A 26,664-nucleotide genomic window follows, 5' to 3' on the forward strand; every position below is an offset into this window, starting at 1 on the left:
CCGCCGGCGATGCGACTAATCCAAGGGACAGAACCGGTAGTGCCATACCAGGACTCCTCGCGGGGGCGAGTCAACGACGCCTGGGCGTAGATGGCGCACGTATCAACCCCGTTAGGAGTCGGGTGGCAGCCCGAAAAAGTTCCGGCTCACGTTCAACTCATTGAAAATTCTGAGAAAGCCGCCAGTGAGGCTGCTCCGGTGGTTACGCCCTGACGGCGCTGACCAGGGTGTTGCGCGCAATCATCGGCCCCGCTTCGGTTTCCGGTCCGGGAACCGGACGGCCAACCTCGCGCAAGTAGTCGGCCAAGGGGGTGCCGACCGCGGTCCATCCGTGTTGGCCGAACCATTCGGCGGCCGGGGCATGCTGCTCGTTGTAGACCAACTGGAAGAACACCCGCGTGTCGCCCTCGGCGGTGGCCGCCCGTTCCTCTTCGACGGCAGTCTCGAACTCGTCGGGCTGCAGCGGCGCGCCATCCTCGACGGCCACATGGCTGCCGGGGCCGGCCAGGCCGTCGATGCCGGTGAACAGCTGCTCCTGCGCGGCGGCCGGGAGATAGATCAGCAGACCCTCAGCAATCCACGCCGAGGGCTTGGCGGGATCGAAACCGCTGTTCCGCAGGGCTTGTGGCCAATCTTCCCGCAGATCGACAGCGATCTCCCGGCGCTCGGCGCGCGGCTGGTCGCCGTGGCCGCTGAGCACCTCACGCTTGAAATCGAGCACCTGCGGGCGGTCCAGCTCGAAGATCGTCGTCGCGGCGGGCCAGTTCAGACGGTAGGCGCGCGAGTCGAGTCCGGCCGCCAGGATGACTACCTGCCGCACACCAGCCTCGGCGGCCCGCAGGAAGTACTCGTCGAAATATTTCGTGCGAGCGGCCTGGAAGTTGACGAAATGGTCGCCGAAGCCGGCACTCTTGAGTTTGTGGTCGGGTTCCTTGCCGTCGAGAACGTCCGCCGACGAACCACCGACGGCTCGGCAGAAGATCTCCGCATACGGGTCGACGACCAGGGGGTTGGGCTTTTGCGCCTCCAACGCCCGCGCGGTGGCTACGAATAACGCCGTCGAACCGACACTTGTCGTGATGTCCCAGGTATCACCTTCGCTACGCACCCGCCCGACGTTACGCCGCCGCGGCGGCGGGACCGCGCCTAGACCAAGGGGCGTCCCGTCCTGATCCGGCGGTCCACGTCCCAGAGCAGGATGTTGAACGGGAACTGCCGGACGAACCGCGGCAGAAGCCCATTCACCGTTCGCAATACCGCAATCAGCCGGTCGAACCGACGCTGTTTGCCGGCGTCCCACGGCAACCGCATCTCGTCGCGGAATTGGTGCGGCAAAAACCCGGCGGTGATCAGCAGATTGAAACTGTCCAGCCGACGCTGCAGGCGGCGCGGCAACGACACCCCGCGCACGCGGCCCGCGGCGATCGGATACAGGTAGTCCCGAACGGCGTCGTCGATGTGCACCTTGCTCAGGGACTCTTGCCAGTACCGGTCGAACGCCGCCCGGTCCGTCGGCCACATCGCCACCGGCACCTGCAACGTGGTGGCCAGCGTCATGCCCTCGCGGTAGTGCCGATCGGCGTTCTCGCCGTCCAGCTCACCGATGAAAATCCGGTAGATGTCGACCCCGCCCTTGTACAAGCACGCCCCGACCCACAGTTGCAGGTTGAGGTCGAAAGCGTCATATTGCACCGGACTTTCGGCAGTGGAGTAGACCTGCGCGTGCGCCTTGTTCACCGCGCGGCGAAAGGCGTCCTTTTGCGCGTCGCTGCCGCCGGTGGCCACCGCCAGGTAGGTGAAGGTGGTCCGCGCCCGTTTGATCGGGTGCAGATCGACCCGGCCGCTCTCGACGCGACTCTCCATCACGCCATAGCCGACGCCGGGAAGCGCCAGTTGCATGATCACGTTGGCCGGACCGGCCAGCAGCGCCACGCCCATCAGACCTTCGTCGATCCCCAGCCTGCGCCCGCGCCGTGCGCGCCGCGGCAGGGGCGGGTCGGAGACCGGGCGCTCGACATGCGGAAGCGGCCGGTCAACGGCGTCCTGAATCGCCATCCGAAAACCTCCCGGCGCTCGTGCGCTATATGTGACAACGATTGTTTCCTGATATTGTCCGCGCATCGCGACGGTGTCAAGATGGTGCTCATGGCGCAGACCCCAAGCGAGCGTCCCTACCGCGGCGTCGAAGCCTCCCGGCGACTGGCGGAGCGCCGCGGCCGGCTGCTGGCCGCGGGCCTGGACTTACTGGGCGCCGACCAGCAGGATGCCTCGGCGTTGACGGTTCGCGCCGTCTGTGGCCTCGCCGGCCTGACCCCCCGTTATTTCTACGAAAGCTTCAGCGACAAGGACGGCTTCGTGGGCGCGGTCTTCGACTCGGTGATCGCCGACCTGGCCGCCACCACCCAGGCCGCGGTGGCGGCGGTGCCGATCCCGGAACAGGCCCGCGCCGGGATGACCAACATCGTGCGGACCATCGCCGGAGATGCCCGCATCGGGCGTCTGCTGTTCAGCACCCAACTCGCCGATGCCGTGATTGTGCGCAAGCGCGCCGAATCCAGTGCGCTGTTCGCGATGCTGTCCGGCCAGCATGCCGGCGACGTGCTGCGGATGCGGGCAAACGATCGCATGAAAGCGGGCGCGCACTTCGCGGTCGGCGGTGTCGGACAGATGATCAGCGCCTGGCTGGCCGGGGACGTGCGGCTGGAGCCCGACGAACTCGTCGATCAGCTGGCGTCGCTGCTCGACGAACTCGCCCATCCGCGGCTTTACGGCGTCAGGGGAACAACGGGAGCTGCCAAAGCGGCATCTTCGGATCCAGGAGCCACAGGCGCATCATGGTGAGTCGCAAAATGCGATGCGCTCCGGTGATCATGAAAATCGCCAGCGGCACCTCGATGCCCAGCGCCGTGACCACCGACAACCAGACATCATTGGGCCCCGCGGTCATCAGGTCGAACCACGCGTCGCAGATCAGCAGCACACCAGAGGTGAACGCTGCAAACATCAGCACCTGGCGGCGAAAGTAACCGAAAGCCGCTGTCGCCACCATGAAGCTGGCCAACAGGATGTCGAAGCCGACCCAGGTCGCGGGCCAGTTGTGCGCGACGTAGTTGTCCGGCAACGTCAGGGAGAGATAGACCAGCCAGGGAATCATCGCGATCGAGCCACCGACCATCAGGCCCAGTCGGATGCGCCGTATCCGCGCCAGCAGCATCGGGTCGATCACTTCGCTCAGCGGTGCTTCCAGTCGCGTGATCAGGTCGCGCCGCTGCTCTGGTGTCAGCGCCTCGATCTGCTCATCGGTCAAAATGCCGTCGGTCATCGTGGACATCCCCCGGCTCGGCCACAAGTTTGCCGATCAGCCTACGGCCTGCGCTCGGGGTCGCCGGTCGGCAGCCGTCCTCGGAACGGTCTGGACATCGCCGTCGCCGAATTCCTTTACCCAGCAGGCGAACTCAAGCGTGACGCCGTCGGGGTCCAGGAAATAGAAGGAGCGCACGTACACACCGGGATGCACCGTCGCGGATACCTGCATCTCGCTCTCGTCGTGGTTGAGGATCGGGCCAACTCGCACGCCCTTGTCCTTGAGCCGCTGCCGATATGCGTCGAATTTCTCGGCCGGTACGTGAAAAGCGAGATGATTCATCGTGCTGACCGCGCTGGTGATGTCCCCGATACCGGGGATGGCGTCCGGGGACGAGATGCCGGGCACCCGATCGGGTGCATCGGCGAACCAGAAGAACGCGACACAGTCGCCGTTGCCGGCGTCGAAGAAGAAGTGCTGGCCGCCACCGCCGGGCAGATCAAGCGATTTGATCAGCGGCATGCCGAGGATGTTGCTGTAGAAATCCACGGTGCGTGCCATGTCGGAACACACCAGCGCAACATGATTGATCCCACCGAGTTCGAATTCGGTGTTGGTGTTGTTCGGCTTGATCATGTTGCGGCTCCCATCGATTGGTGGGCCTGGCCAAGATGCAAAACTGAATCTAACATCAGATTCAGTTTTGCTCCAGGGAGGAACATCAGGTGTCGATCGCGGCGGAATCCAAAGGTCGGGGAAACCGGCCTGCCGAGTTCCCGACACACCGCGGCAGGCAGACGCAGGCCGCGATCGACGCCGCCGCACGAACGGTCATCGCGCGCAAGGGAATCCTGGCGACGACCATTGCCGACATCGCCGCGGAAGCGGGCCGCTCGGCGGCGTCCTTTTACAACTATTACGACTCCAAAGAGGCGATGGTCCGCCAGTGGGCAATGCGTTTCCGCGACGAGGCCAACGAGCGCGCGCGCTCGGTCACCGGGCATGGCCTGTCCGATCGCGAACGCGCCCACCAGGCCGCCGCCGCGCACTGGCACACCTACCGCAACCGGCTCGCCGAGGTGATCAGCGTGTCTCAGCTGGCGATGGTCAACGACGATTTCGCACAGTACTGGGCTGAAATCTGTGATATTCCAATCTCTTTCATCGCCGATACGGTCCGGCGCGCCCAAACAAAGGGCTACTGCGCGGGCGATGACCCGCAGCTGATCGCCGAGGCGATCGTGGCGATGTTCAACCAGTTCTGCTATATCCAGCTCAGCCGGGCAGACTCCGACGCGCTCGACGACCAGGCCTGCATCCAAACCCTCGCCAACATCTACTACCGGGCGATCTACTCGCAGGAAGGTCGCTGAATTGACGCGTAATGGCGGCGGTGCAGGGGTTATCCGCGAGTTCGTCGGCGTGACGTCGCCCACCGCCGGACGGGCCGGTGCGGGCGGACATCCGTGCCAAGGGCTGTACCACCGCGGCGTGGGACGCAAGCCGAAGGTGGCCATGATCGCCACGCACTACCAGATCGACTTCTCCGAGCACTATCTCGCCGACTACATGGCGATCCGGGGTATCGGATTCCTCGGCTGGAACACCAGGTTCCGCGGCTTCGAAGCCAACTTCCTGCTTGACCACGCGCTGGTCGACATCGGCGTCGGGGTGCGCTGGCTGCGCGAGGTCCAAGGAGTGGATACGGTTGTGCTGCTGGGTAACTCGGGAGGCGGATCGTTGATGGCCGCCTATCAGTCACAGGCCGCCGACCCGAATGTCACCCCACTGCAGGGAATGCGGCCGGCGGCCGGTCTGACCGAGCTGCCGCTCGCGGACGGCTACGTCGCCACCGCCGCTCATCCCGGACGCCCCGAGGTGCTGACCGCCTGGATGGACGGCTCCGTCGTCGACGAAAACGATCCCGTCGCCAGCGAACCCGAGCTGGACCTGTTCAACGAGGTCAACGGGCCGCCATACGCACCGGAGTTCATCGCCCGCTACCGCTCGGCCCAGACTGCGCGCAACCACGCCATTACCGACTGGGCCGAGATGGAGCTCAAACGTGTTCGCGCCGCGGGGTTTTCCGACCGGCCGTTCTCCGTGATGCGAACCTGGGCCGATCCCCGCATGGTCGATCCCGGCATCGAGCCCACCAAACGTGCGCCCAACCTGTGCTACGCGGGTGTGCCGGCCAAGGCCAACCGCTCCGCCCAAGGCATCGCCGCGTCCTGCACACTGCGTAGCTGGCTGGGCATGTGGAGCCTGCGGGTGGCGCAAACCCGGGCCGAGCCGCACCTGAGCCGCATCACCTGCCCGGCCCTGGTGATCAACGCCGAGGCCGACACCGGAGTGTTTCCGTCTGACGCCCAACGTATCTACGACGCGCTCGCCGGCGCCGACAAGTCGCAGGCCTCGATCGAAACCGACCACTACTTCACCACCCCGGGCGCGCGTAGCGAGCAGGCGGATACCATCGCCAGGTGGATCAGCAAGCGGTGGCGCTGAGAGTTCTCGCCCACTTCGTTCCCGGTGACAAAGTCCTCGATTTCCTTGCCGCCGAGGCAGATTGGCTCGACGTCCGATGGTGTGCCGCGGATGACGACGCGGGCTTCTACCGTGAGCTGCCCGAAGCCGACGTGATTTGGCATGTACTACGACCGTTGTCAGGCGGCGACCTGCGCCGGGGGGAACGGCTGCGGCTGGTGCACAAACTCGGCGCCGGGGTGAACACCATCGACGTCGAGACCGCGACGAGCTGCGGCATCGCGGTCGCCAACATGCCCGGCGCCAACGCACCGTCGGTGGCCGAGGGAACGGTGCTGTTGATGCTCGCCGCGTTGCGCCGGCTGCCGGCGCTGGACCGCGCCACCCGGCAGGGGCGTGGCTGGCCGCTCGATCCCGAGCTGGGCGAGACGGTCCGCGACATCGGCGGCTGCACCGTCGGACTGGTGGGCTACGGCAATATCGCCAAGCGGGTGGGCGAGCTCGTCGGGGCAATGGGCGCCACCGTCGTACACACCAGCACGCGCGACGACGGGCACCCCGGCTGGCGGCGGCTGCCCGAGCTACTGGCCGATAGCGACATCGTCTCGCTGCACCTACCGTTGACGGCTGACACCCATCATCTGCTCAACCGGGATGCGATCGCCTTGATGAAGCCCAGCGCGGTGCTGGTCAATACCTCGCGTGGAGCCATCGTCGACGAAGACGCCCTTGTCGGCGCGCTGCGCGACCGGCGGCTGGCCGCCGCGGGGCTCGACGTTTTCGAGGTCGAGCCCGTGGCGTCCGACAGTGCGCTGTTTGACCTGGACAACGTCGTGCTGACACCGCACGTCACCTGGTACACCGCCGACACCATGCGGCGCTATCTGGTCGAGGCGGTGGCCAACTGTCGGCGCCTGCGCGACGGCGAGCCCTTGGCCAATGTGGTCAACCAACCGACCGGTTATTAGATTAATGAGTGCTTGGCCGAAACGAACCCCGAAAAAATGGGAAGGCGACCAATGCCGATCGCAATAATTCCTGAACACCAAGCCCTGGCGGACTCGGTGCGATCCCTGGTGGCGCGCATCGCGCCGTCGGAGGCGCTGCACGCGGCCATGGAGACCCCGATCGAGAACCCGCCGCCGTACTGGCAGGCGGCCGCCGACCAAGGCCTGCAGGGTGTTCACCTGTCCGAGTCCGTCGGCGGACAGGGTTTCGGCCTCCTCGAACTGGCCATCGTGCTGGCCGAGTTCGGCTACGGCGCCGTGCCCGGGCCGTTCGTGCCGTCGGCGATCGCCAGCGCGCTGATCGCCGCGCACGACCCGGAGGCCAAGGTGCTCGCCGACTTGGCGTCCGGCGCGGCCATCGCGGCCTACGCGCTCGATTCCGGGCTGACCGCCACCCGGCAGGGCCGCCCCGGTGAGGAAGTGCTGGTGATCCGGGGCGAAGTCCGCGCGGTTCCCGCCGCAGCGCAGGCGTCGGTGCTGGTGCTCCCCGTGGCGATCGACAGTGGTGACGAGTGGATGGTGCTGCGCGCCGACCAGCTGGAGATCGAGCCGGTGAAAAGTCTTGACCCGCTGCGGCCCATCGCGCATGTGCGGGCCAACGCCGTCGAGGTCGGCGATGATGCCGCCTTGAGCAACCTGACCATGACAACCGCGTACGCCGTGATGTCCACGCTGCTGTCTGCCGAGGCGATCGGCGTGGCGCGCTGGGCGACCGATACGGCGGCGCAATACGCCAAGATCCGGGAACAGTTCGGCAGGCCGATCGGCCAGTTCCAGGCCATCAAGCACAAGTGTGCAGAGATGATCGCCGACACCGAGCGGGCTACCGCGGCGGTATGGGACGCTGCCCGCGCGATCGACGACGCCGGCCAAAACGATGGGGACATCGTCGCTTCCGGAGTCGAGTTCGCCGCCGCCGTGGCCGCGACGCTGGCACCCGCGGCCGCCCAGCGATGCACGCAGGACTGCATTCAGGTGCACGGTGGCATCGGCTACACCTGGGAGCACGACACCAACGTGTACTACCGCCGGGCGCTGATGCTGGCCGCTTGCTTCGGTCGCAGCTCGGAATACCCGCAGAAAGTGGTCAACACCGCGACCACCACCGGCATGCGCGCGGTGGACATCGACCTGGATCCCGAGACCGAAAAACTGCGGGCAGAGATCCGCGCCGAGGTCGCCGCGTTCAAAGAGATGGACCGCGAATCGCGCACGGTGGCACTCGCCGAAGGTGGCTGGGTGTTGCCGCACCTGCCCGCCCCGTGGGGCCGGGCGTCCGGCCCGGTCGAGCAGGTCATCATTGCCCAGGAGTTCAGCACCGGGCGGGTCAAACGGCCGCAGGTCGGCATCGCCGCGTGGATCATTCCGTCGATCGTCGCGTTCGGAACCGAGGAGCAAAAGCAACGGTTCCTGCCGCCGACCTTCCGCGGCGAGATGATCTGGTGCCAGCTGTTCTCCGAGCCGGGCGCCGGATCGGACCTGGCCGGGCTGACCACGAAGGCGACCCGGGCCGACGGCGGCTGGCGCATTACCGGCCAGAAGATCTGGACCACCGCCGCGCAGTACTCGCAGTGGGGTGCGCTGCTGGCCAGAAGTGAGCCCAGCGCTCCAAAACATAATGGCATCACTTACTTCCTGCTGGACATGAAGAGCGAAGGTGTCACGGTCAAGCCGCTGCGTGAGCTCACCGGGAACGCGATGTTCAACACCGTCTACATCGACGACGTGTTCGTGCCCGATGAGTGCGTGCTGGGCGAGGTCGACCGCGGCTGGGAGGTCAGCCGCAACACGCTGACCGCCGAGCGGGTATCGATTGGCAACAGCGACGCGAACTTCCTGGCGACCCTGCCGCAGTTCGTCGACTTCGTTCGCGACGGCCAGTTCGATCAGGTCGCACAACACCGGGCCGGGCAGTTGATCGCCGAAGGGCATGCCGCCAAGGTGCTGAACCTGCGCTCGACGCTGTTGACGCTGGCCGGTGGCGACGCCATGCCGTCCGCGGCGATCTCCAAGCTGTTGTCGATGCGCACCGGACAGGGCTACGCCGAATTCGCGGTGTCCTCATTCGGCACCGACGCCGCCATCGGCGACCCGGATCAGTTGGCGGGCAAGTGGGGCGAGTATTTGCTGGCCAGCCGGGCCACCACCATCTACGGCGGCACGTCGGAAGTGCAGCTCAACATCATCGCCGAGCGACTGCTGGGCCTGCCCCGCGACCCCTAAACAAAATCCATGCCGACCCGAGGCCGGTCTCGGGTCGGCATGGACGTCTCTAGAGGTGAGGCCACGCCGGCCTGAGATTGTCAGACCGGCGTGGTTTCCCCCCTCAATGCGGGCCGGCCAACCTATGAATCTGGCAGGACGAGGCTGGCCGGCCTCACGCTATTGGTCACCACCAAGGGCGCCAAAAGCCTCCATGACCCCAACCGTGGCCCCAGCCACCGTGACCCCAGCCGCGGCCAAAGCCACCGCCGTGACCCCACCCGTGGCCAAAGCCGTGGCCAAAGCCACCGCCGCGGCCAAAGCCTCCGTGACCCCAGCCACCGTGGCCTCCGCCCCCATGACCCCAACCGGGCCGGTCCGGGAGCAGGCCCGGGCCGAGCGGTGCGCCGCCATGCGGCCCGACAGTTTCGAAGCTTGTGGCAGGGGCGGGCGCCGGTGCGGCCTGCGCCGCCGGAATGCCGCCGAACAACATCGCGCCGGCCACCGCGCTGGCGCCGACTGCACCAGCGGCCGCGCCGCGGATCGATCGCAGTGTATTCATCTTGGTGAGCTCCTTCCGAGACCTCAGTTCCCCGACATTCTGGACGCTACGCATAAATTCCTAGGCAAACAATGGAAATTGCACTAATTCCACCTGTGAATTTGATGTCAGTCTCAGCTTTTTACCCATTGCACATTTCCGTATCAGCGGATTCGATTTCCGCATTTCTGTTAATACGCATTTCCGCCATTCAGGATATTTGCTGATACTGAGATCAGTATCCACTGATTGCGCTAAATGCCCAGTATAACCTCACTTTACTGAGGTACTGAGATACGGATTCGTGCACTTCAGTACATCGCTATTGTCGTGCTAATACGCTCGTCCAGTTAGTGATCCAACCCACTGTCATTGCCCAAATAGATAAGCCGACAGCCGGATTTAATCAGCTAAGCAGTAATCGGCATGCCGCGCAATCATATTTCCGGCAGCTACGTTAGTAGAATTCACGGCTCGAAACCGCTGGTGGGGCTCCTCATCGCGGCCGGGTTCGTCCGGGCCGCGTTGTGTCCGGCCGGTGACACCCGAGGCCGCGCGACGCGACTTACGCTGGGGTCAGTGAGACAATCAATAGAAGCCATGCACGCACTGATCTACTGATTGGCACCCACGGAGGGACGTCGCCGCAGTGAGTTCCAACCCCGGCCACATCGGACCCGGCGCCGGATCGTTCCGCGCGCAGATGTCCGCTGCGACCCCTCCCGGAGATGGCGCGCCCACCGAACGCATCACCGGCTTCCGACAGCCGCGCCCCCAACGACTGGTCGCCGAGCCGGTGGATCCCCAGCCACGGGAGCGGTCGGCAGGCGAGCAGCCGGCACGGATCCAGCGGACACGTCGCACCGTCGACCTCCCGGCCGCCACCCACCGAGCCCTCGACATCTGGCAGCGGGACGCCGCCGACCGCCTTGGTGTCGCGCGCGTGACGGGGCAAGAGGTGCTCACCGCGCTAATCGACCAACTGCTGGCCGACCCCAAACTCGCGACGCAGATCGTTCGCGCCATCCAGGACCGGCGCTGAACCGCCTGCCGCTAGTCGACCTGCATCTCGCGTAGCTCGCGTTTGAGGATCTTGCCGGTGGGGTTGCGCGGCAGCTCTTCGAGGAAGATCACTTCCCGCGGCACCTTGTAGCGGGCCAGGTGGTCGCGCACATAGTGCTTGATGCCGTCTTCGTCGACGTCGGCGTCGCCCTTCTTGACCACGAACGCGCGCAGCCGGTGGCCGTACTCCTTGTCCTCGACACCGATCGCGGTGGCCTCCACCACGTCGGGATGCCCGCTGATCAGGTCCTCGACTTCGGCCGGGAAGACATTCTCGCCGCCGGAAACGATCATCTCGTCGTCGCGGCCGCTGACATACAGCAGGCCGTCCTCGTCGAAGTAGCCGACGTCGCCCGAGGACATCAGGCCGTCGATGATCTGCTTGTGACCGCCACCCGTGTAACCCTCGAACGGGAAGGCATTGCCGACGAAGATCCGTCCGACGTCGCCCTGGGGCAACTCATTGCCGTTGTCATCGAGGATTTTGACCTTCACACCCTTGACCACCGGACCGACCGTCGACGCGTTCTTTTCCAAGTCCTCGGGCCGGGCGATGGTCGCAAAGGCGATCTCGGTCGAGCCGTACATGTTGTAGATGACCGGACCGATGTCCTTCAGTGCGCGGTTGGCGAGCTCGGCGCCCAATTGGGACCCGGACACGAAGATGATTTTCAGGCTGGACAGGTCGGGCTTGGTGTCCATCTTTTCCAGCGCATCGAGGATGCGGGACAACATGACCGGCACCACGACCATGGCCGTCACCTTGTGCTTCTCAATGTCTTCGAGCACCAGCGGCGGCTTGAACTTGCGCCGCAGCACCAGCGTCGAGCCCAGGAACATCGCGATGGTGGCGTGCAGATAACCCAGCGCGTGGAACATCGGTGCCGGCAGCGAGGTGATCTCGTTCGCCTTGAACGGAACGTGCGACAGGATGCCGCCGACCGGGGCCAGGGTGGGCGGGGTGCTGCGGTTCGCGCCCTTCGGGGTGCCGGTGGTGCCGCTGGTCAGGATGATGATCGAGGCGTGCTTGGCGGCCTTGGGGGCGGGCTCCTTGCTACTGCGCTCGATCAGCTCGGCGAGCGTCTCGTCGGTGCTGCCCGACGGCTCGTCGCTGTCCGGGTTGACGCCGAGCGCCCGTAGCTTGCCCAGCTCCGGCTCCGCTTTGCTGACGGCCTCGGTGTACTCGTCGTCGTAGATGATGACCTTGGCGCCCTCGCGCTCGGAGACCTCTTTGATCTGCGGCCCGGAGAATTCGCTGTTGAGCAGGATGATGCGGGCGCCGACCCGGGCCGCGCCGTAGTTGGCGATGACGAACCAGCGGTGGTTGCGAGCCAGGATGGCGACGCCGTCGCCGCCCTTCACGCCCTTCTCGATCAGGCCGTTAGCCACCGCGTGGGCGGCTTCGTCGAGCTCCCGGTAGCTGAACGCGCCGTCTTCGTCGATTAGTGCGGCGCGGTCGGGGGTGCGCCTGGCGTTGTGCGAGGGCAGCATGCCGAACTCGCCCCACTTGGCAATGTCGGTCACCAACCCGGTGTAGTTCTGCGGCGCCTCCAGCCGAAACGCGCCCGATTCGAAGATTTTGCGCACGTAGTGCAACTCAGCCGCACCGCGTTCGACGTACTGCTGGAGCTTTGAAACGGCTTGCCCGGGCAGGCCAGGAAGGTTAGGCATAACCTCACCATATGTGACGCGGGTCGCATCGCGGCCAGAAAATTTTCCCGGAATTACGATGAACCTCATGACCGGTCCGGCGTCATTTGAGGTAGCCGGGCACCAGGTGACCATCACCCATCCGGACAAGGTTGTGTTCGAGGGCCGAGGCGACACCAGGGCTTACACCAAGCTCGACCTGGTCCACTATTACCTCGCGGTCGCCGACGGAGCGTTGCGCGGGGTGGCCGGCCGGCCGATGATCCTCAAGCGCTTCGTCAAGGGAATCTCCGAGGAGGCCGTGTTCCAGAAGCGCGCGCCGACGAAGCGGCCGGACTGGGTCGACGTTGCCGAACTCCACTACGCGCGGGGCACGTCTGCCGCGGAGGCCGTCATCCACGATGCCGCCGGGCTGACGTGGGCGGTCAACCTGGGATGCGTGGACCTCAACCCGCATCCCGTGCTCGCCGACGACCTCGATCACCCCGACGAACTGCGCGTCGATCTGGACCCGATGCCCGGGGTCGAGTGGCAACGGATCGTCGACGTGGCGTTGGTGGCCCGCGAGGTGTTGGAGGATTACGGCCTGGTCGCGTGGCCGAAGACGTCCGGGTCCCGCGGCTTTCACGTCTACGCCCGGATCGCCCCGCGCTGGGAGTTCCGTCAGGTCCGGCTGGCCGCCCAGACCGTGGCCCGTGAGGTCGAGCGGCGGGTGCCCGACGCGGCGACCAGCCGCTGGTGGAAGGAAGAGCGCGAGGGCGTATTCGTCGACTTCAACCAGAACGCCAAGGACCGCACGGTCGCCTCGGCGTACTCGGTCCGGGCCACTCCGGACGCCCGGGTGTCGACGCCGCTGCATTGGGACGAGGTCGCCGACTGCCGACCGGAAGCGTTCACGATCGCCACCGTGCCCGACCGGTTCGCCGACATGGGCGACCCGTGGGCGGGGATGAACGACGCGGTCGGCGGACTGGACCGGTTGCTGATGCTGGCCGAGGAACTGGGCCCCCCGGAGCGGGCGCCGCGGGGATCGAAAAAGCCCGCCGACGGCCGGCGCCAGTCGGCGAAGCCGCTCATTGAGATCGCCCGGACCAAAACCAAAGACGAAGCGATGGCCGCGCTGGAAACCTGGCGCGACCGCCACCCCGCCGTGGCCGGGCGGTTGCAGCCGGCCGACGTGCTGGTCGACGGCATGCGAGGGCCGAGTTCGATTTGGTACCGGATCCGGATCAACCTGCAGCACGTTCCGGTCGATCAGCGCCCGCCGCAGGAGGAACTGATCGCCGATTACAGCCCCTGGGAGGGGTACACGCCGCCGGCTTCCCGGCCGGGTGCCGCGGGTGCGGGAGAACCGCCCCATGCCGGCGACTGATCAGTCCCTGGGTTTGCGCTAGCGCAAGAAACTCAAGACTTCGTGGATGCCGGCATGCGGCTGGGCTGAGCGGCAAAACCGCGCGGCGCTGCAGGTCAGAGTCGGCGACGCGATACTCTCACGCGATGCGACAGGGTTGGAATCGGCGGGGGTTCTTGCAGCTCGCCGGGGCCGCGGCGGCCGCCGCGGCAGCCGGGGCGACCGGGCTCTCATCGGGGTGCTCCTCGCCCAAACCGACGCCGGGCGCCGCTGGCGGCGAAGGGGTGACGATCACCCATCTTTTCGGTCAGACCGTCATCAAGCAGCCGCCCAAGCGCGTGGTCAGTGCCGGCTACACCGAGCAAGACGACCTGCTCGCGGTGGGCATCGTGCCGGTCGCGGTGACCAACTGGTTCGGTGATCAGCCGTCCGCGGTGTGGCCGTGGGCTCAGTCCAAGCTCGGCGGCGCGCAACCCGTGGTGTTGAACCTGGACAACGGAATTCCCGTCGACCAGATCGCCGGTCTGAAGCCCGACTTGATCGTGGCCATCAACGCCGGCCTAGACGCCGACACCTACCAGAAGCTGTCCGCGATCGCTCCGACCGTCGCGCAGTCCGGCGGTGACGCCTTCTTCGAGCCGTGGAAGGACCAGGCCAGCACGATCGGCCAGGCGGTGTACCAGGCCGACCAGATGAAGTCGCTGATCGATGCCGTCGACAAGCAGTTCGTCGCTGTCGCCCAAAATCATCCGCAGTGGCAAGCCAAGAAGGTGTTGCTGATGCAGGGCCGCATGTTCCAGGGCACCGTCGTCGCCACCGCGGCGGGCTGGCGGACCGACTTCCTGAACCAGATGGGTCTGGTGATCGCCGACAGCATCAAGCCTTTCGTCACCGATCACCGCGCCGTCATTCCTCGCGATCAGATCAAAGCGGTGCTCGATTCCGCCGACGTGGTGATCTGGACGACCGAGAATCCGGACGACCAGAAGAGGCTGCTGGCCGACCCCGAGATAGCCGGATCGCAGGCGACCGCGCAGAACCGCCACATCTTCACCACCAAGGACCAGGCCGGCGCGATTGCTTTCGGCTCGGTTCTGAGCTACCCGATGATCGCCGATCAACTGCCGCCACAGATCAGCAAGGTCCTGGGATAGCTGCCCGCGGCGGGCCCGCCACTTTGAGCGTTCGCTAAGGCAGCTCTGGCAGTGTTCGAAAATCCCGCGCTGCCCCCTCCCGCCAGCCCCGATTCCGGGGTTACCGTCGAGTAATGAGCGTGACGGATCTCCCTGCGGACCTGCCCACCGAACTGGTCGGCACTGTCGTTCTCGACTACGGCGATCAGGCCCTCTTGGTGCAATGTGCCAGCACCGCTGAGGTATTGGCCTGGGCGGATGCGTTGCGCACGGCGGCACTGCCGGGTGTTCTCGACATCGTTCCCGCCGCCCGCACAGTGCTGGTCAAGCTCGACGGCCCCCGGTATCAGGGAGTCATCCGTCAGCGGCTACGGAAACTGCGGGTCACCGCCGATGCGCCCGCCCCGGCGGAGCGCACCGCCGACGTGGTGATCGACGTCGTGTACGACGGCCCAGACCTCGCCGAGGTCGCCGGCCACACCGGGCTCACCACCGCACAGGTCATCAATGCCCACACCGCCACCTTGTGGCGAGTCGGATTCAGCGGATTCGCACCAGGTTTCGCGTACCTGGTCGACGGCGACCCGCGCCTGCGGGTGCCGCGCCGCGACGAGCCGCGGACCTCGGTGCCGGCCGGCTCGGTAGCACTCGCGGGCGAATTCAGCGCGATATATCCACGCCGGTCCCCCGGGGGCTGGCAACTCATCGGTCATACCGACGTGGTCCTGTGGGACCTGGTGCGATCCGATCCCGCGTTGCTGACGCAGGGCATGTGGGTTCAGTTCCGGGCCGCGTAGAGGAGTACACCGTGACAACCCTTGAAATTCTGCGCACCGGCCCGCTCGCCGTTGTCCAGGACCTCGGCCGGATCGGGCAGGCCCACATCGGCGTCGGCCGGTCCGGCGCCGCCGACCGTCGCTCGCACAAGCTCGCCAACCGGCTGGTCGCCAACCCCGACGACCGCGCCACCGTCGAAGTGACCTTCGGCGGTTTCGCGGCCCGGGTGCACGGCGGCGATCTCGACATCGCGGTGACGGGCGCCGACACCGACCCTTCGGTCAACGGAATCAAGTTCGGCACCAACAGCATTCATCATGTCCGCGATGGCCAACTGATTTCGCTGGGCACCCCGCGGGCCGGCCTACGGACGTACCTGGCGGTGCGTGGCGGCATTTCCGTGGAACCGGTCCTGGGCTCTCGAAGCTATGACGTGATGTCGGAGATTGGGCCGTCCCCACTGTCGCCCGGAGACCAACTGCCGGTCGGCGCGCATTCCGACGAGTACCCCGAACTCGACCAGGCTCCCGTCGCGGCCATCAGCGGCGACACGGTCGAACTGTTGGCGGTCCCCGGACCACGCGACGACTGGTTCGTCGATCCCGATGTCCTGGTGCACACCGACTGGTTGGCATCCGATCGCAGCGACCGAGTCGGGATGCGCCTGGTCGGCCGCCCACTGCAGTACCGCTTCCCCGACCGGCAGCTGCCCAGCGAGGGCGCCACCCGGGGTGCGATTCAGGTGCCGCCCAACGGATTACCGGTAATCCTGGGGCCTGACCATCCGATCACCGGCGGTTACCCGGTCGTCGGCGTGGTGATCGATGACGACATCGACAAGGTCGCCCAGGTGCGGGCGGGTCAGCGGGTGCGACTGCATTGGGCGCGGCCACGGTCTCCGGTCGGCCCCCAGTCGTACTCGGGTTGATCGAGCTCGCCGGCCTCGTAATGCGAGACCGCCCACAAGCCTGTAGACAAGAGGGGTGCACACCCGGGTACTCACCGCCCGCCTCGTCCACACTGCCGATCTCGACAGCGACACCAGGCAGCGCATCCACCAGATGGTCACCGAGGCCTTCGCCGGTCGTTTCACCGAGAACGACTGGGAACACGCCCTGGGCGGTATGCACGCCCTGATCTTGGAGCACGGCGCAATCATCGCGCACGCCGCAGTGGTCCAGCGGCGATTGTTTTACCAGGGCAAGGCGGTGCGTTGTGGTTACGTCGAAGGGGTCGCGGTGCGGGAAGACCACCGCGGCCAGGGTCTGGTGCACGCCCTGCTAGACGGGGTCGAGCAGGTGATACGCGGCGCCTATCAGGTGGGGGCACTGAGTTCGTCGGCCCGGGCCCGCAACCTCTACACGGGGCGGGGCTGGTTGCCCTGGCATGGCCCGACGTCGGTGCTGACCCCGACCGGGTCCACGCGCACACCCGACGACGACGAAACGATATTCGTCTTCCCGGCCGTGATCGGCCTGGACACTTCCGCGGAACTGATGTGCGATTGGCGCGCGGGCGACGTCTGGTAGCCCAGCCCTCCCAGTGCTCGAAGTCTCCTCCATACCAGCGCGATTCATCACACCGAAGTCGGCTAAGATGTGAGGTGTTCGTGCTTGGGCCCACGTTATTGTGGTGCACGCCACACTAATTGACCGCCCCTCACATTGCCGCCCGTCAGAAGTGAGCGGAAATTCACGCCCGAGTGACTGCGGGCAGTGCCGGAGGCAACAAAGGATTCCTAGCGTGATCGCCAAGAGCGATGACGATTGGAGTCCCATGAAAATCTCGCTGGGCCGTTCGCATGTCCTTTCGGACTGGGACCCCGAAGACACGGCAGCCTGGGAGGCCGGCAACGACAAGATCGCCCGTCGCAACCTGATCTGGTCAGTGGCCGCCGAACACATCGGCTTCTCGATCTGGTCGATCTGGTCGGTGATGGTCTTGTTCATGCCGGCGTCGGTGTATGGCTTCTCCGCCAGCGACAAGTTCTTGCTCGGCGCCACCGCAACCCTGGTCGGGGCCTGCCTGCGGTTCCCCTACACGTTTGCCACCGCCAAGTTCGGCGGCCGCAACTGGACGGTGTTCTCCGCGCTGGTGCTGCTGATCCCGACCGTCGGCACCATGCTGCTACTGGCCCATCCCGGTCTGCCGCTGTGGCCGTACCTGGTGTGCGCGGCGCTGGCCGGCCTCGGCGGCGGAAACTTCGCATCGTCGATGACGAACATCAATGCGTTCTACCCGCAACGCCTCAAGGGCTGGGCATTGGCGGTCAACGCCGGTGGCGGCAACCTCGGCGTGCCGCTGGTCCAGCTCGTCGGCCTGCTCGTGATCGCGGCCGCAGGAAACCGTCAGCCCTACTGGGTATGCGCGATTTACCTTGTGCTGCTGGCGATCGCGGGCATCGGGGCCGCGCTTTACATGGACAATCTGCCGCAGTATCGCATCGAGATGAACACCATGCGCGCGGTGCTGGCCGAGCCACACAGCTGGGTGATCGCACTGCTCTACGTCGGCACCTTCGGCTCTTTCATCGGGTTCTCCTTCGCGTTTGGCCAAGTGCTGCAGATGAACTTCATTGCCGGCGGGGAGAACACCGCGCAGGCATCGTTGCATGCCGCCCAGATCGCCTTTCTGGGACCACTATTGGGATCGGCGTCGCGGGTGTACGGCGGTAAACTCGCCGACCGCATCGGTGGTGGCCGGGTCACCCTCGCCGTCTTCTGTTCGATGATCCTGGCCGCCGGAATACTGGTCAGCGCAAGCACTTTGGGTGGTCACGGCGCCGGTCGGACGCCCGCTGCGACGATGGTCGGCTATGTGATCGGCTTCGTCGCCCTGTTCATCCTGTCCGGCATCGGCAATGGGTCGGTGTACAAGATGATTCCGTCGATCTTCGAGGCGCGTAGTCACTCGCTGCAGGTCGGCGAGGCAGAGCGCCGGCAGTGGTCACGTTCCATGTCCGGCGCGCTGATCGGACTCGCCGGGGCGATCGGCGCCCTCGGTGGCGTCGGCGTCAATCTGGCGCTGCGGCAGTCATATCTGCACAGCGGCACGGCAACCTCGGCCTTCTGGGCCTTCACGTTGTGCTACGTGGCCGCTGCGGTGCTGACCTGGGCGGTGTACATCCGCCGTCCACTCGAGGTCACCGCCCCGATCACACCGGAAGCTTCATCGCCCGCTCGGCTTGCTCACGTATAGCCGCGATATATGTGCCATTGCGATTCGGTAGCGAAGTCGATAGCACGAAATGTATTCCACCTCACACCGAATTTCACAGCCACCCTGGAGGCGTCGAATATTTACCGTCTTTGGATGTGATTGTTGCCGGTGAGATCCCTTCTGATCTGCGGTCTTTCGATCTCTGGCAATTCTTCAGCGACTTACCAGATAACTGGGATTCAACTTACAGGCGATATAGGTCCGATTAAGTTGACGGAGTTCGGTTCCGAATGTGACCATCGGAACTACGGCAGGGCGTGCCTCTTAATTCGAGGCGCCCACATGGGCATCGAAGGCCAGACTCACAACAGCTCTTCCCGCTTATCGGGTGAGCTGGCTGACGGTTTGGCCCAAGGCCGCTGTTGTGCGGTTGACGTGGGCGGCTCGACGAAAGGGATTCCTTATGCCTGAGGTTGGCGGCGGTCCTTCATTTCAACGCGCCCAGACGATTTCGGTGAAGAGTGCAGATCGCATGGGCCGCAACCACCGCATCACGGACTGGAATCCCGAAGACACCGCGGCCTGGGAGGCCGGCGACAACAAGATCGCCCGCCGCAATCTGCTGTGCACGATGGCGGGCGACCATGTCGCTTTCTCGATCTGGAGCCTGTGGTCAGTGATGGCGCTGTTCATGCCGGTGTCGGTCTACGGCTTTTCCGCCAGTGACAAGTTGCTGCTGAGTGCGGTTGCCACGCTGGTCGGCGCCTGCGCGCGCATCCCGTACACCCTGGGCATCGCCAGGTTCGGGGGCCGCGACTGGACCACGTTCTCTGCGTTCGTGTTGCTGATCCCGACTGTCGGCACCATCGTGTTGTTGTCCAACCCCGGGCTGCCGTTGTGGCCATATGTGTTGTGCGCGGCGCTAACCGGGCTGGGCGGTGGCAACTACGCGGCGTCGCTGGCCAACGTCAACGCGTTCTATCCGCAGCGACTCAAGGGCACCGCGCTGGCCATCAACGCCGGTGTCGGCAACCTCGGTGTCGCGGTGATCCAATTGATCGGCCTGCTGGTGCTGGCGACGGCGGGCCACCAGGCGCCGTACTGGGTGTGCGCCGTCTACCTGGTGTTGCTCGCGGTGGTCGGTATCGCTTCGGCGCTGTTCATGGACAATCTCGACCACGGTATCGAGCTCAACCACATGCGGTCGATCCTGTTCGACCGCGACACCTGGGTGATCTCGCTGCTCTACATCTGCACCTTCGGTTCCTGGATCGGCTTTTCCTTCGCCTTCGGTCAGGTGTTGCAGGTCAACTTCCTGGCCAATGGCGAAAGCACCGCGCACGCGTCGCTGCATGCGGCCGAAATCGCGTTTATCGGGCCGTTATTGGGCTCACTGGCGCGGATCTACGGCGGCAGACTGGCAGACCGCCGGAGCGGTGGCCGCGTCACCCTGGGCGTCCTGGGCGGCATGATTTTGGGCGCCGGGGTGCTGGCGGGCATCAGCATGCTCGACGACCGCCGCGGAACCACGCCGTCCACCGCGGTAATCGGCTACATCATCGGCTTCATGGTGCTGTTCGTTCTGTCCGGGATGGGCAATGGGTCAGTGTTCAAACTGATTCCGTCGGTCTTCGAGGCACGCAGTCGCTCGCTGGAGGTCAGTGAGGCGGAGCGCCGGCAGTGGTCGCGTGCCAAGTCGGGATCGCTGATCGGTATCTGCTCCGCGGTCGGGGCGCTCGGCGGCGTCGGAATCAACTTGGCGCTGCGCGAGTCCTACCTGCGTAGCGGCACCGAAACGTCAGCGTATTGGCTGTTCCTGGCGTCCTACGTCGTCGCGGCGATCCTGACGTGGATGATGTACGTGCGCCGACCTGCGTCGATCCCAGAGGCGCAGAATTCGCTTCTCACAGCAGAACCCGCCCGAGTGTGATCACCACCGCAACCCGGGCAATGCGTCAGCAATCGTCAGGTAACGACGCCGAAACGTCACAGGCATACACAGGTCGTATGGGGCAGCCCGGCTCACCACCGCTTACCGGTTACCGGATCGCGGTCACATCGTCGCGCCGTTCCGAGGAGTTGTGCGCGTTGCTGAGCCGTCAGGGTGCCGAGGTCTCCAGCGCCGCCGCGATCAACATGATCGCGCTGCCCGAAGACGAAGAACTGCAAAGAAATACCGAAGCCGTCATCGCCGATCCGCCCGACATCCTGGTGGCGCACACCGGCATCGGCTTTCGCGGCTGGCTGGCCGCCGCCGAGGGTTGGGGTCTGTCCACCCAGCTCATCACGTCGTTGTCCAAGTCGCGGGTCCTGGCCCGCGGGCCAAAAGCAACCGGTGCGCTGCGCGCCGCCGGCCTGCACGAAGAGTGGTCCCCGAAATCCGAATCCTCCCAAGAGCTTCTCAAATACCTGCTCGAATCGAATCTGTCCGGCGCGCGTATCGCCGTCCAGCTGCACGGAGCCGCCGACGCGTGGGATCCGTTCCCCGAGTTCATTGGGGGATTGAGCGCCGCGGGTGCCGAAGTGGTGCCCATCCGGGTGTATCGATGGAAATCCACCGCCATGGGCGGCAACTTCGACCAACTCGTCACCGGGATCGCGCGACGACAGTTCGACGCCGTCAGCTTCACCTCGGCACCAGCCGCGGCGGCGGTCCTGGAACGCAGCCGCGACCTCAATATCGAGGACCAAGTGATCGCGGCGCTGCGCACCAATGTGCATGCGATGTGTGTCGGCCCGGTGACATCGCAGCCCCTGCACCGCAAGGGCATTCCGACATCGGCGCCCGAACGAATGCGGCTGGGCGCCTTGGCTCGCCACATCGCCGAAAAGCTTCCGGTGCTCGGATCATGCGCCGTGAAGGCCGCGGGACACGCGATTGAGATCCGAGGAAACTGCGTGCTGGTCGACGGTTCAGTCCAATCGCTGTCCGGATCCGGGATGGCGGTAATGCGCGCGCTGGCACACCGTCCCGGCGACGTCGTCGCCCGCGGCGACCTGCTGCGGGTGCTCCCCGGCCATAGCAACGATCCACACGCTGTCGACACGGCCGTGCTTCGGTTACGAACATCCCTGGGCGACAAGAACATTGTGGCGACAGTCGTCAAGCGCGGCTACCGGCTCGCGATCGACGAACCGGCGGGATTGCCATGAGCCTGATTCTGGCAGCGCACGGCACCCGCCGACCGGGCGGTGTCACGATGATCGGCGACCTGGCGGCGCAGGTGAGCGGACTCCTGGGGCCCACGGTGCGGGTTGCCTTCGTCGACGTCCTGGGTCCCACCCCGAACGAGGTACTTTCCGCGGTCGGCGGACACCGAGCCGTCGTGGTGCCCGCGTTTTTGTCCCGCGGCTATCACGTCCGCACCGATGTCCCCGCCCATGTGGCGGCCAGCGGGCACCCCAATGTCATCGTCACCCCGGCTTTGGGGCCGGGTGGGGAGATCGCCCGGATCGTCGCCGACCAGTTGATGAAATCCGGTTGGCGCCCTGGCGATTCGGTGATTCTCGGGGCAGCTGGAACATCGGATCCGATAGCCCGCGCGGACCTGCACACCACCGCGACGCTGTTGTCGGCGCTGACCGGATCACGAGTCAGCCTGGGATTTGCGGCCATTGGCGATCCGCATATCACCGAGGCCGTCGAGATGGCCCGGGCCGACGGGGCGCGCCGCGTCGCCGTCGCCTCCTATCTGCTGGCCGACGGTCTGTTTCAGGAGAGGCTGCGGGATTGTGGTGCCGACCTGGTCAGCCGGCCACTGGGGACCCATCCGCGGCTGGCACGGTTGATTGCGAACCGATTCCGCAGGGCCCTACCGGCGCCAACCACCCGGCACCCCGTGCGTCGCTACCGGCGGGGCGCGCCGACACCGGCAATGCTTGATCTTTGATCACGCACGGGTGATCCTGGCACCATGCCCCGTCGCGAAGAGCCGTCGCGTGGGCTCCTCGACCCGGTCGCGAAGATGCTGCGGTTGCCATTCGGCACACCGGAATTCATCGACCGTATCGTCACCGGCGGGGTCAACCAGGTCGGCCGGCGAACGCTGTACATGCTGATCACCACGTGGGATGCCGCCGGCGGTGGCCCGTTCGCAGCGAGCGCCGTGGCTTCCACAGGGATGGCTAAGACCGCCGAGGTCGTGCAAAGCATGTTCATCGGACCGGTTTTCGGCCCGCTGCTGAAGATGCTGGGCGCCGACAAGGCCGCCGTGCGGGCATCGTTGTGCGCCTCGCAACTGGTAGGCCTCGGCATCATGCGCTACGGGGTGCGCTCCGAGCCGCTGCACTCCATGTCGGTGGACACGCTCGTGGACGCGATCGGGCCAACGATGCAGCGCTACCTGGTCGGCGATATCGGCTAGGCAGCCAACCGCGCGATCTGAATTTCTCCCCTATCGGTGACGCGCACCTGGTACACCGGCACCGACACCCGCGGATCGTCCAGGCAGCAACCGTCCTCGAGGGCGAAAGCCTGCTTGAGGATGGGCGATTGGACGGTGGCGCGACCGCCACGGTCGCCGACGATCCCGCGTGAGATCACGGCCGCACCGGAGAACGGGTCGACGTTGCCGAGCGCGTGCACCGACCCGTCGTCCAGACGAAACAGCGCCGCCTGGGAACCGTCGTCGAGCAGCACTCCGACGCCACGGCCCGGGATGAGGTGGTCGTAGGAGCAGGCGGTGGTCCACACCTGAACGTCGTTGACGATTGTCACGCTGCCTCCTTCATCATGAGCGGACCCGCGGCATGCCAATGGACACAGGGATTTTGCGCCCGGCATGCTCGGTGAATGTCACAGTCGAATCGATTTCTTCCGGCGCGTTGACGAAGGAGACAAACCGCGACAGCTTGTCCGGATCTTCGAGCACGCCCTTCCACTCGCACTTGTAGTTGTCCACGTGCCGCTCCATCGCGGCCTCGAATTCCTGCGCCAGGCCTAGCGAGTCGTCGCACACGACCTCGCGCACGTGATCGAGGCCGCCGTCCAGGGAGTCAACCCACGGCGCGGTGCGCTGCAGCCGATCGGCGGTGCGGATGTAGTACATCAGGAACCGGTCGATGTAGCGGACCATCGTCTCGGTGTCCAGGTCGCTGGCCAGCAGCTGGGCGTGCTTGGGAGTCATCCCGCCGTTGCCGCCGACGTACAGGTTCCAGCCCTGCTCGGTGGCGATGATGCCCACGTCCTTGCTGCGCGCCTCGGCGCACTCCCGCGCGCAACCCGAAACCCCGAACTTGATCTTGTGCGGTGCGCGCAGGCCCCGATAACGCATCTCCAGGTCGATGGCGAGCTGCACCGAATCCTGCTGGCCGTAGCGGCACCAGTCGCTGCCCACGCAGCTCTTCACCGTGCGCAACGCCTTGCCGTAGGCGTGGCCGGATTCCATGCCGCCGTCCACCAGCCGCTGCCAGATCTGCGGCAACTGGTCCACCCGGGCGCCAAACATGTCGATCCGCTGGCCGCCGGTGATCTTCGTGTAAAGCCCGAAGTCCTGGGCGATCTGGCCGATCAGAATCAGGTGCTCGGGCTTGATGTCGCCGCCGGGCACCCGCGGCACCACCGAGTAGCTGCCGTTCTTCTGAATATTGGCCAGGAAGTGGTCGTTGGAATCCTGCAGCGCGGCCTGCTCACCCTCGAGAATGTGATCCGAGCCGGTCGAAGCAAGGATGGACGCGACCACGGGTTTGCAGATGTCGCAACCCCTTCCGCGACCGAACCTCTCCAGCAGACCGGAGAAGGTCCGGATCTCGGTGGCCGAGATGATCTCGAAAAGCTCCGCGCGCGACTGGCTGAAGTGCTCGCACAACGCTTTGGACTGCGCCACGCCCTCGGCTTCGAGCAGCTGCTTGAGCAGCGGCACGCATGACCCACACGACGTGCCGGCCGCCGTGCACGACTTGAGCGCGGGAACGTCGCCGCAACCATCGGCGATCGCGCACTTGAGATCGCCCTTGGTGACGTTGTTGCAGGAGCAGATCTGCGCCGAATCCGGGAGCGCGCCAACGCCCAAAGCCGAAGCGCCGCCGCCGGCCTGCTCGGGGGCGATCAGCGCGAGCGGGTCGCCGGGCAACTCGCTGCCGACCATGGGCCGCAGCACTCCGTAGGTGGAAGCGTCGCCCACCAGCACCCCGCCGAGCAGGGTCTTGGCGTCATCGGAGAGCACCAGCTTGGCGTAGGTCCGGTTCACCGCGTCGTTGATCGCGACCTCGAGGCAGTTCTCGGTCGTGCCCATCGCGTCGCCGAAGCTGGCGACGTCGACGCCCAGCAGTTTGAGCTTGGTGGACAGATCCGCCTCGGGAAACTCCGCGGCGCCACCCAGCAGCCGGTCGACCACGACCTCCGCGGAGGTGTAGCCCGGTCCGACCAGGCCGTAGCACCGACCGTCGATCGCGGCGACCTCGCCGATGGCGTAGATGTCGGGATCACTTGTTCGGCAGGATAAGTCGGTGAGCACGCCGCCGCGCTCGGCGAGCGTCAATCCCGCCGCCGCGCCCAGCTCGTCGCGCGGCCGGACGCCGGCCGCGAAGATCACCAGGCCGGCGTCGATCACTTCGCCGTCGGTCAGCCGCACCTGCGCCGCTGCCGAACCATCCGCATACTCAACGGATTCAATCGATTCGGTACCCGTGCCGACGTGCACCGAAATCTCGAGTTCGCTGACCATCCTGGCCAGCAGCGCGCCGCCGGCCTCGTCGATCTGCTGGGCCATCAATCGCGGCATCATCTCGACGACGTGGGTCTGCAACCCGAACTGCCGCAAGGCATTGGCGGCCTCGAGCCCGAGCAGGCCGCCACCGATCACAACGCCGGCCGCATTGTGACCGGTGTCACGGGCACGCTCGGCGTCGGCACGGATGGCGTCGAGGTCGTCCAGGGTCCGGTACACGTGGCATGCGGGCAGGTCATGGCCGGGCACCGGCGGAACGAAGGCGTAGGAGCCGGTGGCCAGGACCAGCGCGTCGTAGCCGTGTCGTTCGCCGTCCGCGGTCACCACTGACTTTGCCGCGCGGTCGATTTCGGTGACCCGCGCGTTCAACAGCAGGCGCACCCGCTCGTCACCGGCGTAGTCGTTACCGGGCAGTGCCAGCAGGGCGCGGTCCCAGCTCTCGGTGTACGAGGTCAGTCCAACGCGGTCGTAGGCGGCGTCGGTCTCTTCGGCCAAAACGGTGATCTGCCAAGAGCCGTCGGCGTCACGGGCGCGCAGCGCCTCGACCAAGCGGTGGCCGACCATGCCATGCCCGACCACAACCAAGTGACGGGCAGCACATCGCGCGCGCGTGTTGGGGGTTGGGGTCATGCCACGAGGTTAAGCGCCAGAAATTAAGGAAAACCCGCTCAATGTATCGCTCGTATGACGTGGCTCTCACACCTCACAATCTCCTGTGTGATGTGCGTTCGCTCCCGGCGAACGACCTGATGGAACTTTAGCGTGGTCGACTCAAGTTCGTCTAGGTAGCCGGCCCGCAAGGCGTCGGTCACAGCACACTCACAATGAAGCTCAAGGAAGCGTAGAGGAGACGACAATGAGCAATCTTGCATTGCGGTCGCGTTCGGCCTGGGACACCGACCGGTGGTTGCGCGACTTTTTCGGCCCCGCCGCGACGGCGGACTGGTACAAGCCAGTGACCAGCGGTTTCAATCCCGCGGCGGAGATCGTCAAGGACGGCGACGACGCAGTGGTACGCGTGGAACTGCCTGGTGTTGATGTCGAGAAGGACGTCAACGTCGAGGTCGACAAGGGCCGCCTGGTAATCCACGGCGAACACCGCGACGAGCACGCCGAGGAGCAGAACGGCCGCACGTTGCGGGAGATCCGTTACGGCTCATTCCGCCGGTCGTTCCAGCTGCCCGCCCACGTCACCGGCGAGGCCATCGCGGCTTCCTACGACGCCGGCGTGTTGACGGTACGGGTCACCGGCGCTTACGCCGGAAGCCAGGCGCAGCGCATCGAGATCACGAAGTAAATTCGCGCGAACAACGGCCAAGCCGG

General features: G+C 65.8%; 25 protein-coding genes. 17 read left to right on the forward strand and 8 right to left on the reverse strand.

Annotated elements, in window-relative coordinates; translation table 11 throughout:
• Positions 1–202 precede the first annotated feature (202 nt).
• Together ACTXG5_RS03825 and ACTXG5_RS03830 are read right to left on the reverse strand one after the other, a co-directional pair.
• The gene (locus ACTXG5_RS03825; protein ID WP_445162431.1) at positions 203–1,108 is read right to left on the reverse strand and encodes a class I SAM-dependent methyltransferase; all 906 of its coding nucleotides are present in this window, start codon (positions 1,106–1,108) and stop codon (positions 203–205) included.
• A 38-nt stretch (positions 1,109–1,146) separates the two neighbouring features.
• Entirely contained in the window at positions 1,147–2,055 is a 909-nt protein-coding gene (locus ACTXG5_RS03830) for an oxygenase MpaB family protein (protein ID WP_445162432.1), read from the reverse strand.
• An 81-nt stretch (positions 2,056–2,136) separates the two neighbouring features.
• Here ACTXG5_RS03830 and ACTXG5_RS03835 point away from each other — a divergent pair, with 81 nt between their 5' ends.
• Positions 2,137–2,841 (forward strand): TetR/AcrR family transcriptional regulator, encoded by a 705-nt coding sequence (locus ACTXG5_RS03835; protein WP_445162433.1) that lies wholly within the window; start codon positions 2,137–2,139, stop codon positions 2,839–2,841.
• On the opposite strand, the gene ACTXG5_RS03840 is transcribed toward ACTXG5_RS03835, so the two are convergent.
• On the reverse strand, positions 2,774–3,322 hold the full coding sequence (locus ACTXG5_RS03840) for a hypothetical protein (protein ID WP_445162434.1): 549 nt from the start codon (positions 3,320–3,322) through the stop codon (positions 2,774–2,776). The two genes, ACTXG5_RS03835 and ACTXG5_RS03840, sit on opposite strands and share 68 nt — an antisense overlap.
• Positions 3,323–3,358: 36 nt before the next feature.
• Positions 3,359–3,940: a VOC family protein gene (locus tag ACTXG5_RS03845; protein ID WP_445162435.1), complete on the reverse strand. Its 582-nt coding sequence runs from the start codon at positions 3,938–3,940 to the stop codon at positions 3,359–3,361.
• Positions 3,941–4,035: 95 nt separating this feature from the next.
• On the opposite strand from ACTXG5_RS03845, the gene ACTXG5_RS03850 reads away from it, so the two are divergent.
• Genes ACTXG5_RS03850 through ACTXG5_RS03865 form a run of 4 tightly spaced genes read left to right on the forward strand, consistent with a single transcriptional unit; the run spans position 4,036 to position 9,021 of the window.
• Positions 4,036–4,677 (forward strand): TetR/AcrR family transcriptional regulator, encoded by a 642-nt coding sequence (locus ACTXG5_RS03850; protein WP_445164247.1) that lies wholly within the window; start codon positions 4,036–4,038, stop codon positions 4,675–4,677.
• A gap of 1 nt (position 4,678) precedes the next feature.
• Positions 4,679–5,812, forward strand: a complete 1,134-nt coding sequence (locus tag ACTXG5_RS03855; RefSeq protein WP_445162436.1) for an alpha/beta hydrolase — start codon at positions 4,679–4,681, stop codon at positions 5,810–5,812.
• Positions 5,788–6,759 (forward strand): 2-hydroxyacid dehydrogenase, encoded by a 972-nt coding sequence (locus ACTXG5_RS03860; RefSeq protein WP_445162437.1) that lies wholly within the window; start codon positions 5,788–5,790, stop codon positions 6,757–6,759. Before ACTXG5_RS03855 ends, ACTXG5_RS03860 begins: the two co-directional genes overlap by 25 nt.
• Positions 6,760–6,810: 51 nt before the next feature.
• Positions 6,811–9,021: an acyl-CoA dehydrogenase gene (locus ACTXG5_RS03865; protein WP_445162438.1), complete on the forward strand. Its 2,211-nt coding sequence runs from the start codon at positions 6,811–6,813 to the stop codon at positions 9,019–9,021.
• A gap of 166 nt (positions 9,022–9,187) precedes the next feature.
• Here the strand turns inward: ACTXG5_RS03865 and ACTXG5_RS03870 are convergent, their stop codons facing one another.
• A complete protein-coding gene (locus tag ACTXG5_RS03870; RefSeq protein WP_445162439.1) occupies positions 9,188–9,562 on the reverse strand; it encodes a hypothetical protein in 375 nt (124 codons plus the stop codon).
• A 628-nt stretch (positions 9,563–10,190) separates the two neighbouring features.
• On the opposite strand from ACTXG5_RS03870, the gene ACTXG5_RS03875 reads away from it, so the two are divergent.
• Entirely contained in the window at positions 10,191–10,583 is a 393-nt protein-coding gene (locus ACTXG5_RS03875) for an ATPase (RefSeq protein ID WP_445162440.1), read from the forward strand.
• Positions 10,584–10,594: 11 nt separating this feature from the next.
• On the opposite strand, the gene fadD2 is transcribed toward ACTXG5_RS03875, so the two are convergent.
• The gene (gene fadD2, locus ACTXG5_RS03880) at positions 10,595–12,274 is read right to left on the reverse strand and encodes a long-chain-fatty-acid--CoA ligase FadD2 (protein WP_445162441.1); all 1,680 of its coding nucleotides are present in this window, start codon (positions 12,272–12,274) and stop codon (positions 10,595–10,597) included.
• Positions 12,275–12,332: 58 nt separating this feature from the next.
• On the opposite strand from fadD2, the gene ACTXG5_RS03885 reads away from it, so the two are divergent.
• The 10 genes from ACTXG5_RS03885 to ACTXG5_RS03930 all read left to right on the forward strand — a co-directional run bounded on the left by ACTXG5_RS03885 (position 12,333) and on the right by ACTXG5_RS03930 (position 23,037).
• Positions 12,333–13,625, forward strand: a complete 1,293-nt coding sequence (locus ACTXG5_RS03885) for a DNA polymerase domain-containing protein (protein WP_445162442.1) — start codon at positions 12,333–12,335, stop codon at positions 13,623–13,625.
• 125 nt (positions 13,626–13,750) lie between these two features.
• On the forward strand, positions 13,751–14,758 hold the full coding sequence (locus ACTXG5_RS03890; RefSeq protein ID WP_445162443.1) for an ABC transporter substrate-binding protein: 1,008 nt from the start codon (positions 13,751–13,753) through the stop codon (positions 14,756–14,758).
• 113 nt (positions 14,759–14,871) lie between these two features.
• On the forward strand, positions 14,872–15,534 hold the full coding sequence (locus tag ACTXG5_RS03895; protein WP_445162444.1) for a 5-oxoprolinase subunit B family protein: 663 nt from the start codon (positions 14,872–14,874) through the stop codon (positions 15,532–15,534).
• A gap of 11 nt (positions 15,535–15,545) precedes the next feature.
• The gene (locus tag ACTXG5_RS03900) at positions 15,546–16,442 is read left to right on the forward strand and encodes a 5-oxoprolinase/urea amidolyase family protein (protein ID WP_445162445.1); all 897 of its coding nucleotides are present in this window, start codon (positions 15,546–15,548) and stop codon (positions 16,440–16,442) included.
• 55 nt (positions 16,443–16,497) lie between these two features.
• Positions 16,498–17,043, forward strand: a complete 546-nt coding sequence (locus tag ACTXG5_RS03905; protein WP_445162446.1) for a GNAT family N-acetyltransferase — start codon at positions 16,498–16,500, stop codon at positions 17,041–17,043.
• A gap of 259 nt (positions 17,044–17,302) precedes the next feature.
• Positions 17,303–18,712, forward strand: coding sequence for a nitrate/nitrite transporter (locus ACTXG5_RS03910; protein WP_445164248.1), 1,410 nt, complete (start codon positions 17,303–17,305; stop codon positions 18,710–18,712).
• A 493-nt stretch (positions 18,713–19,205) separates the two neighbouring features.
• Positions 19,206–20,603: a nitrate/nitrite transporter gene (locus ACTXG5_RS03915; RefSeq protein WP_445164249.1), complete on the forward strand. Its 1,398-nt coding sequence runs from the start codon at positions 19,206–19,208 to the stop codon at positions 20,601–20,603.
• A 77-nt stretch (positions 20,604–20,680) separates the two neighbouring features.
• Entirely contained in the window at positions 20,681–21,826 is a 1,146-nt protein-coding gene (locus tag ACTXG5_RS03920) for a uroporphyrinogen-III synthase (RefSeq protein WP_445162447.1), read from the forward strand.
• Entirely contained in the window at positions 21,823–22,563 is a 741-nt protein-coding gene (locus ACTXG5_RS03925) for a sirohydrochlorin chelatase (RefSeq protein WP_445162448.1), read from the forward strand. Before ACTXG5_RS03920 ends, ACTXG5_RS03925 begins: the two co-directional genes overlap by 4 nt.
• A 24-nt stretch (positions 22,564–22,587) precedes the next feature.
• Positions 22,588–23,037, forward strand: coding sequence for a TetR/AcrR family transcriptional regulator (locus ACTXG5_RS03930; RefSeq protein WP_445162449.1), 450 nt, complete (start codon positions 22,588–22,590; stop codon positions 23,035–23,037).
• Here the strand turns inward: ACTXG5_RS03930 and nirD are convergent.
• Together nirD and nirB are read right to left on the reverse strand one after the other, a co-directional pair.
• Positions 23,034–23,390, reverse strand: a complete 357-nt coding sequence (gene nirD, locus ACTXG5_RS03935) for a nitrite reductase small subunit NirD (RefSeq protein WP_445162450.1) — start codon at positions 23,388–23,390, stop codon at positions 23,034–23,036. The two genes, ACTXG5_RS03930 and nirD, sit on opposite strands and share 4 nt — an antisense overlap.
• 13 nt (positions 23,391–23,403) lie before the next feature.
• Positions 23,404–25,971, reverse strand: coding sequence for a nitrite reductase large subunit NirB (gene nirB / locus ACTXG5_RS03940; protein WP_445162451.1), 2,568 nt, complete (start codon positions 25,969–25,971; stop codon positions 23,404–23,406).
• A gap of 226 nt (positions 25,972–26,197) precedes the next feature.
• On the opposite strand from nirB, the gene ACTXG5_RS03945 reads away from it, so the two are divergent.
• Entirely contained in the window at positions 26,198–26,638 is a 441-nt protein-coding gene (locus ACTXG5_RS03945; RefSeq protein ID WP_445162452.1) for an Hsp20/alpha crystallin family protein, read from the forward strand.
• Positions 26,639–26,664: the final 26 nt, after the last annotated feature.

The organism is Mycobacterium sp. Dal123C01, assembly GCF_052566995.1.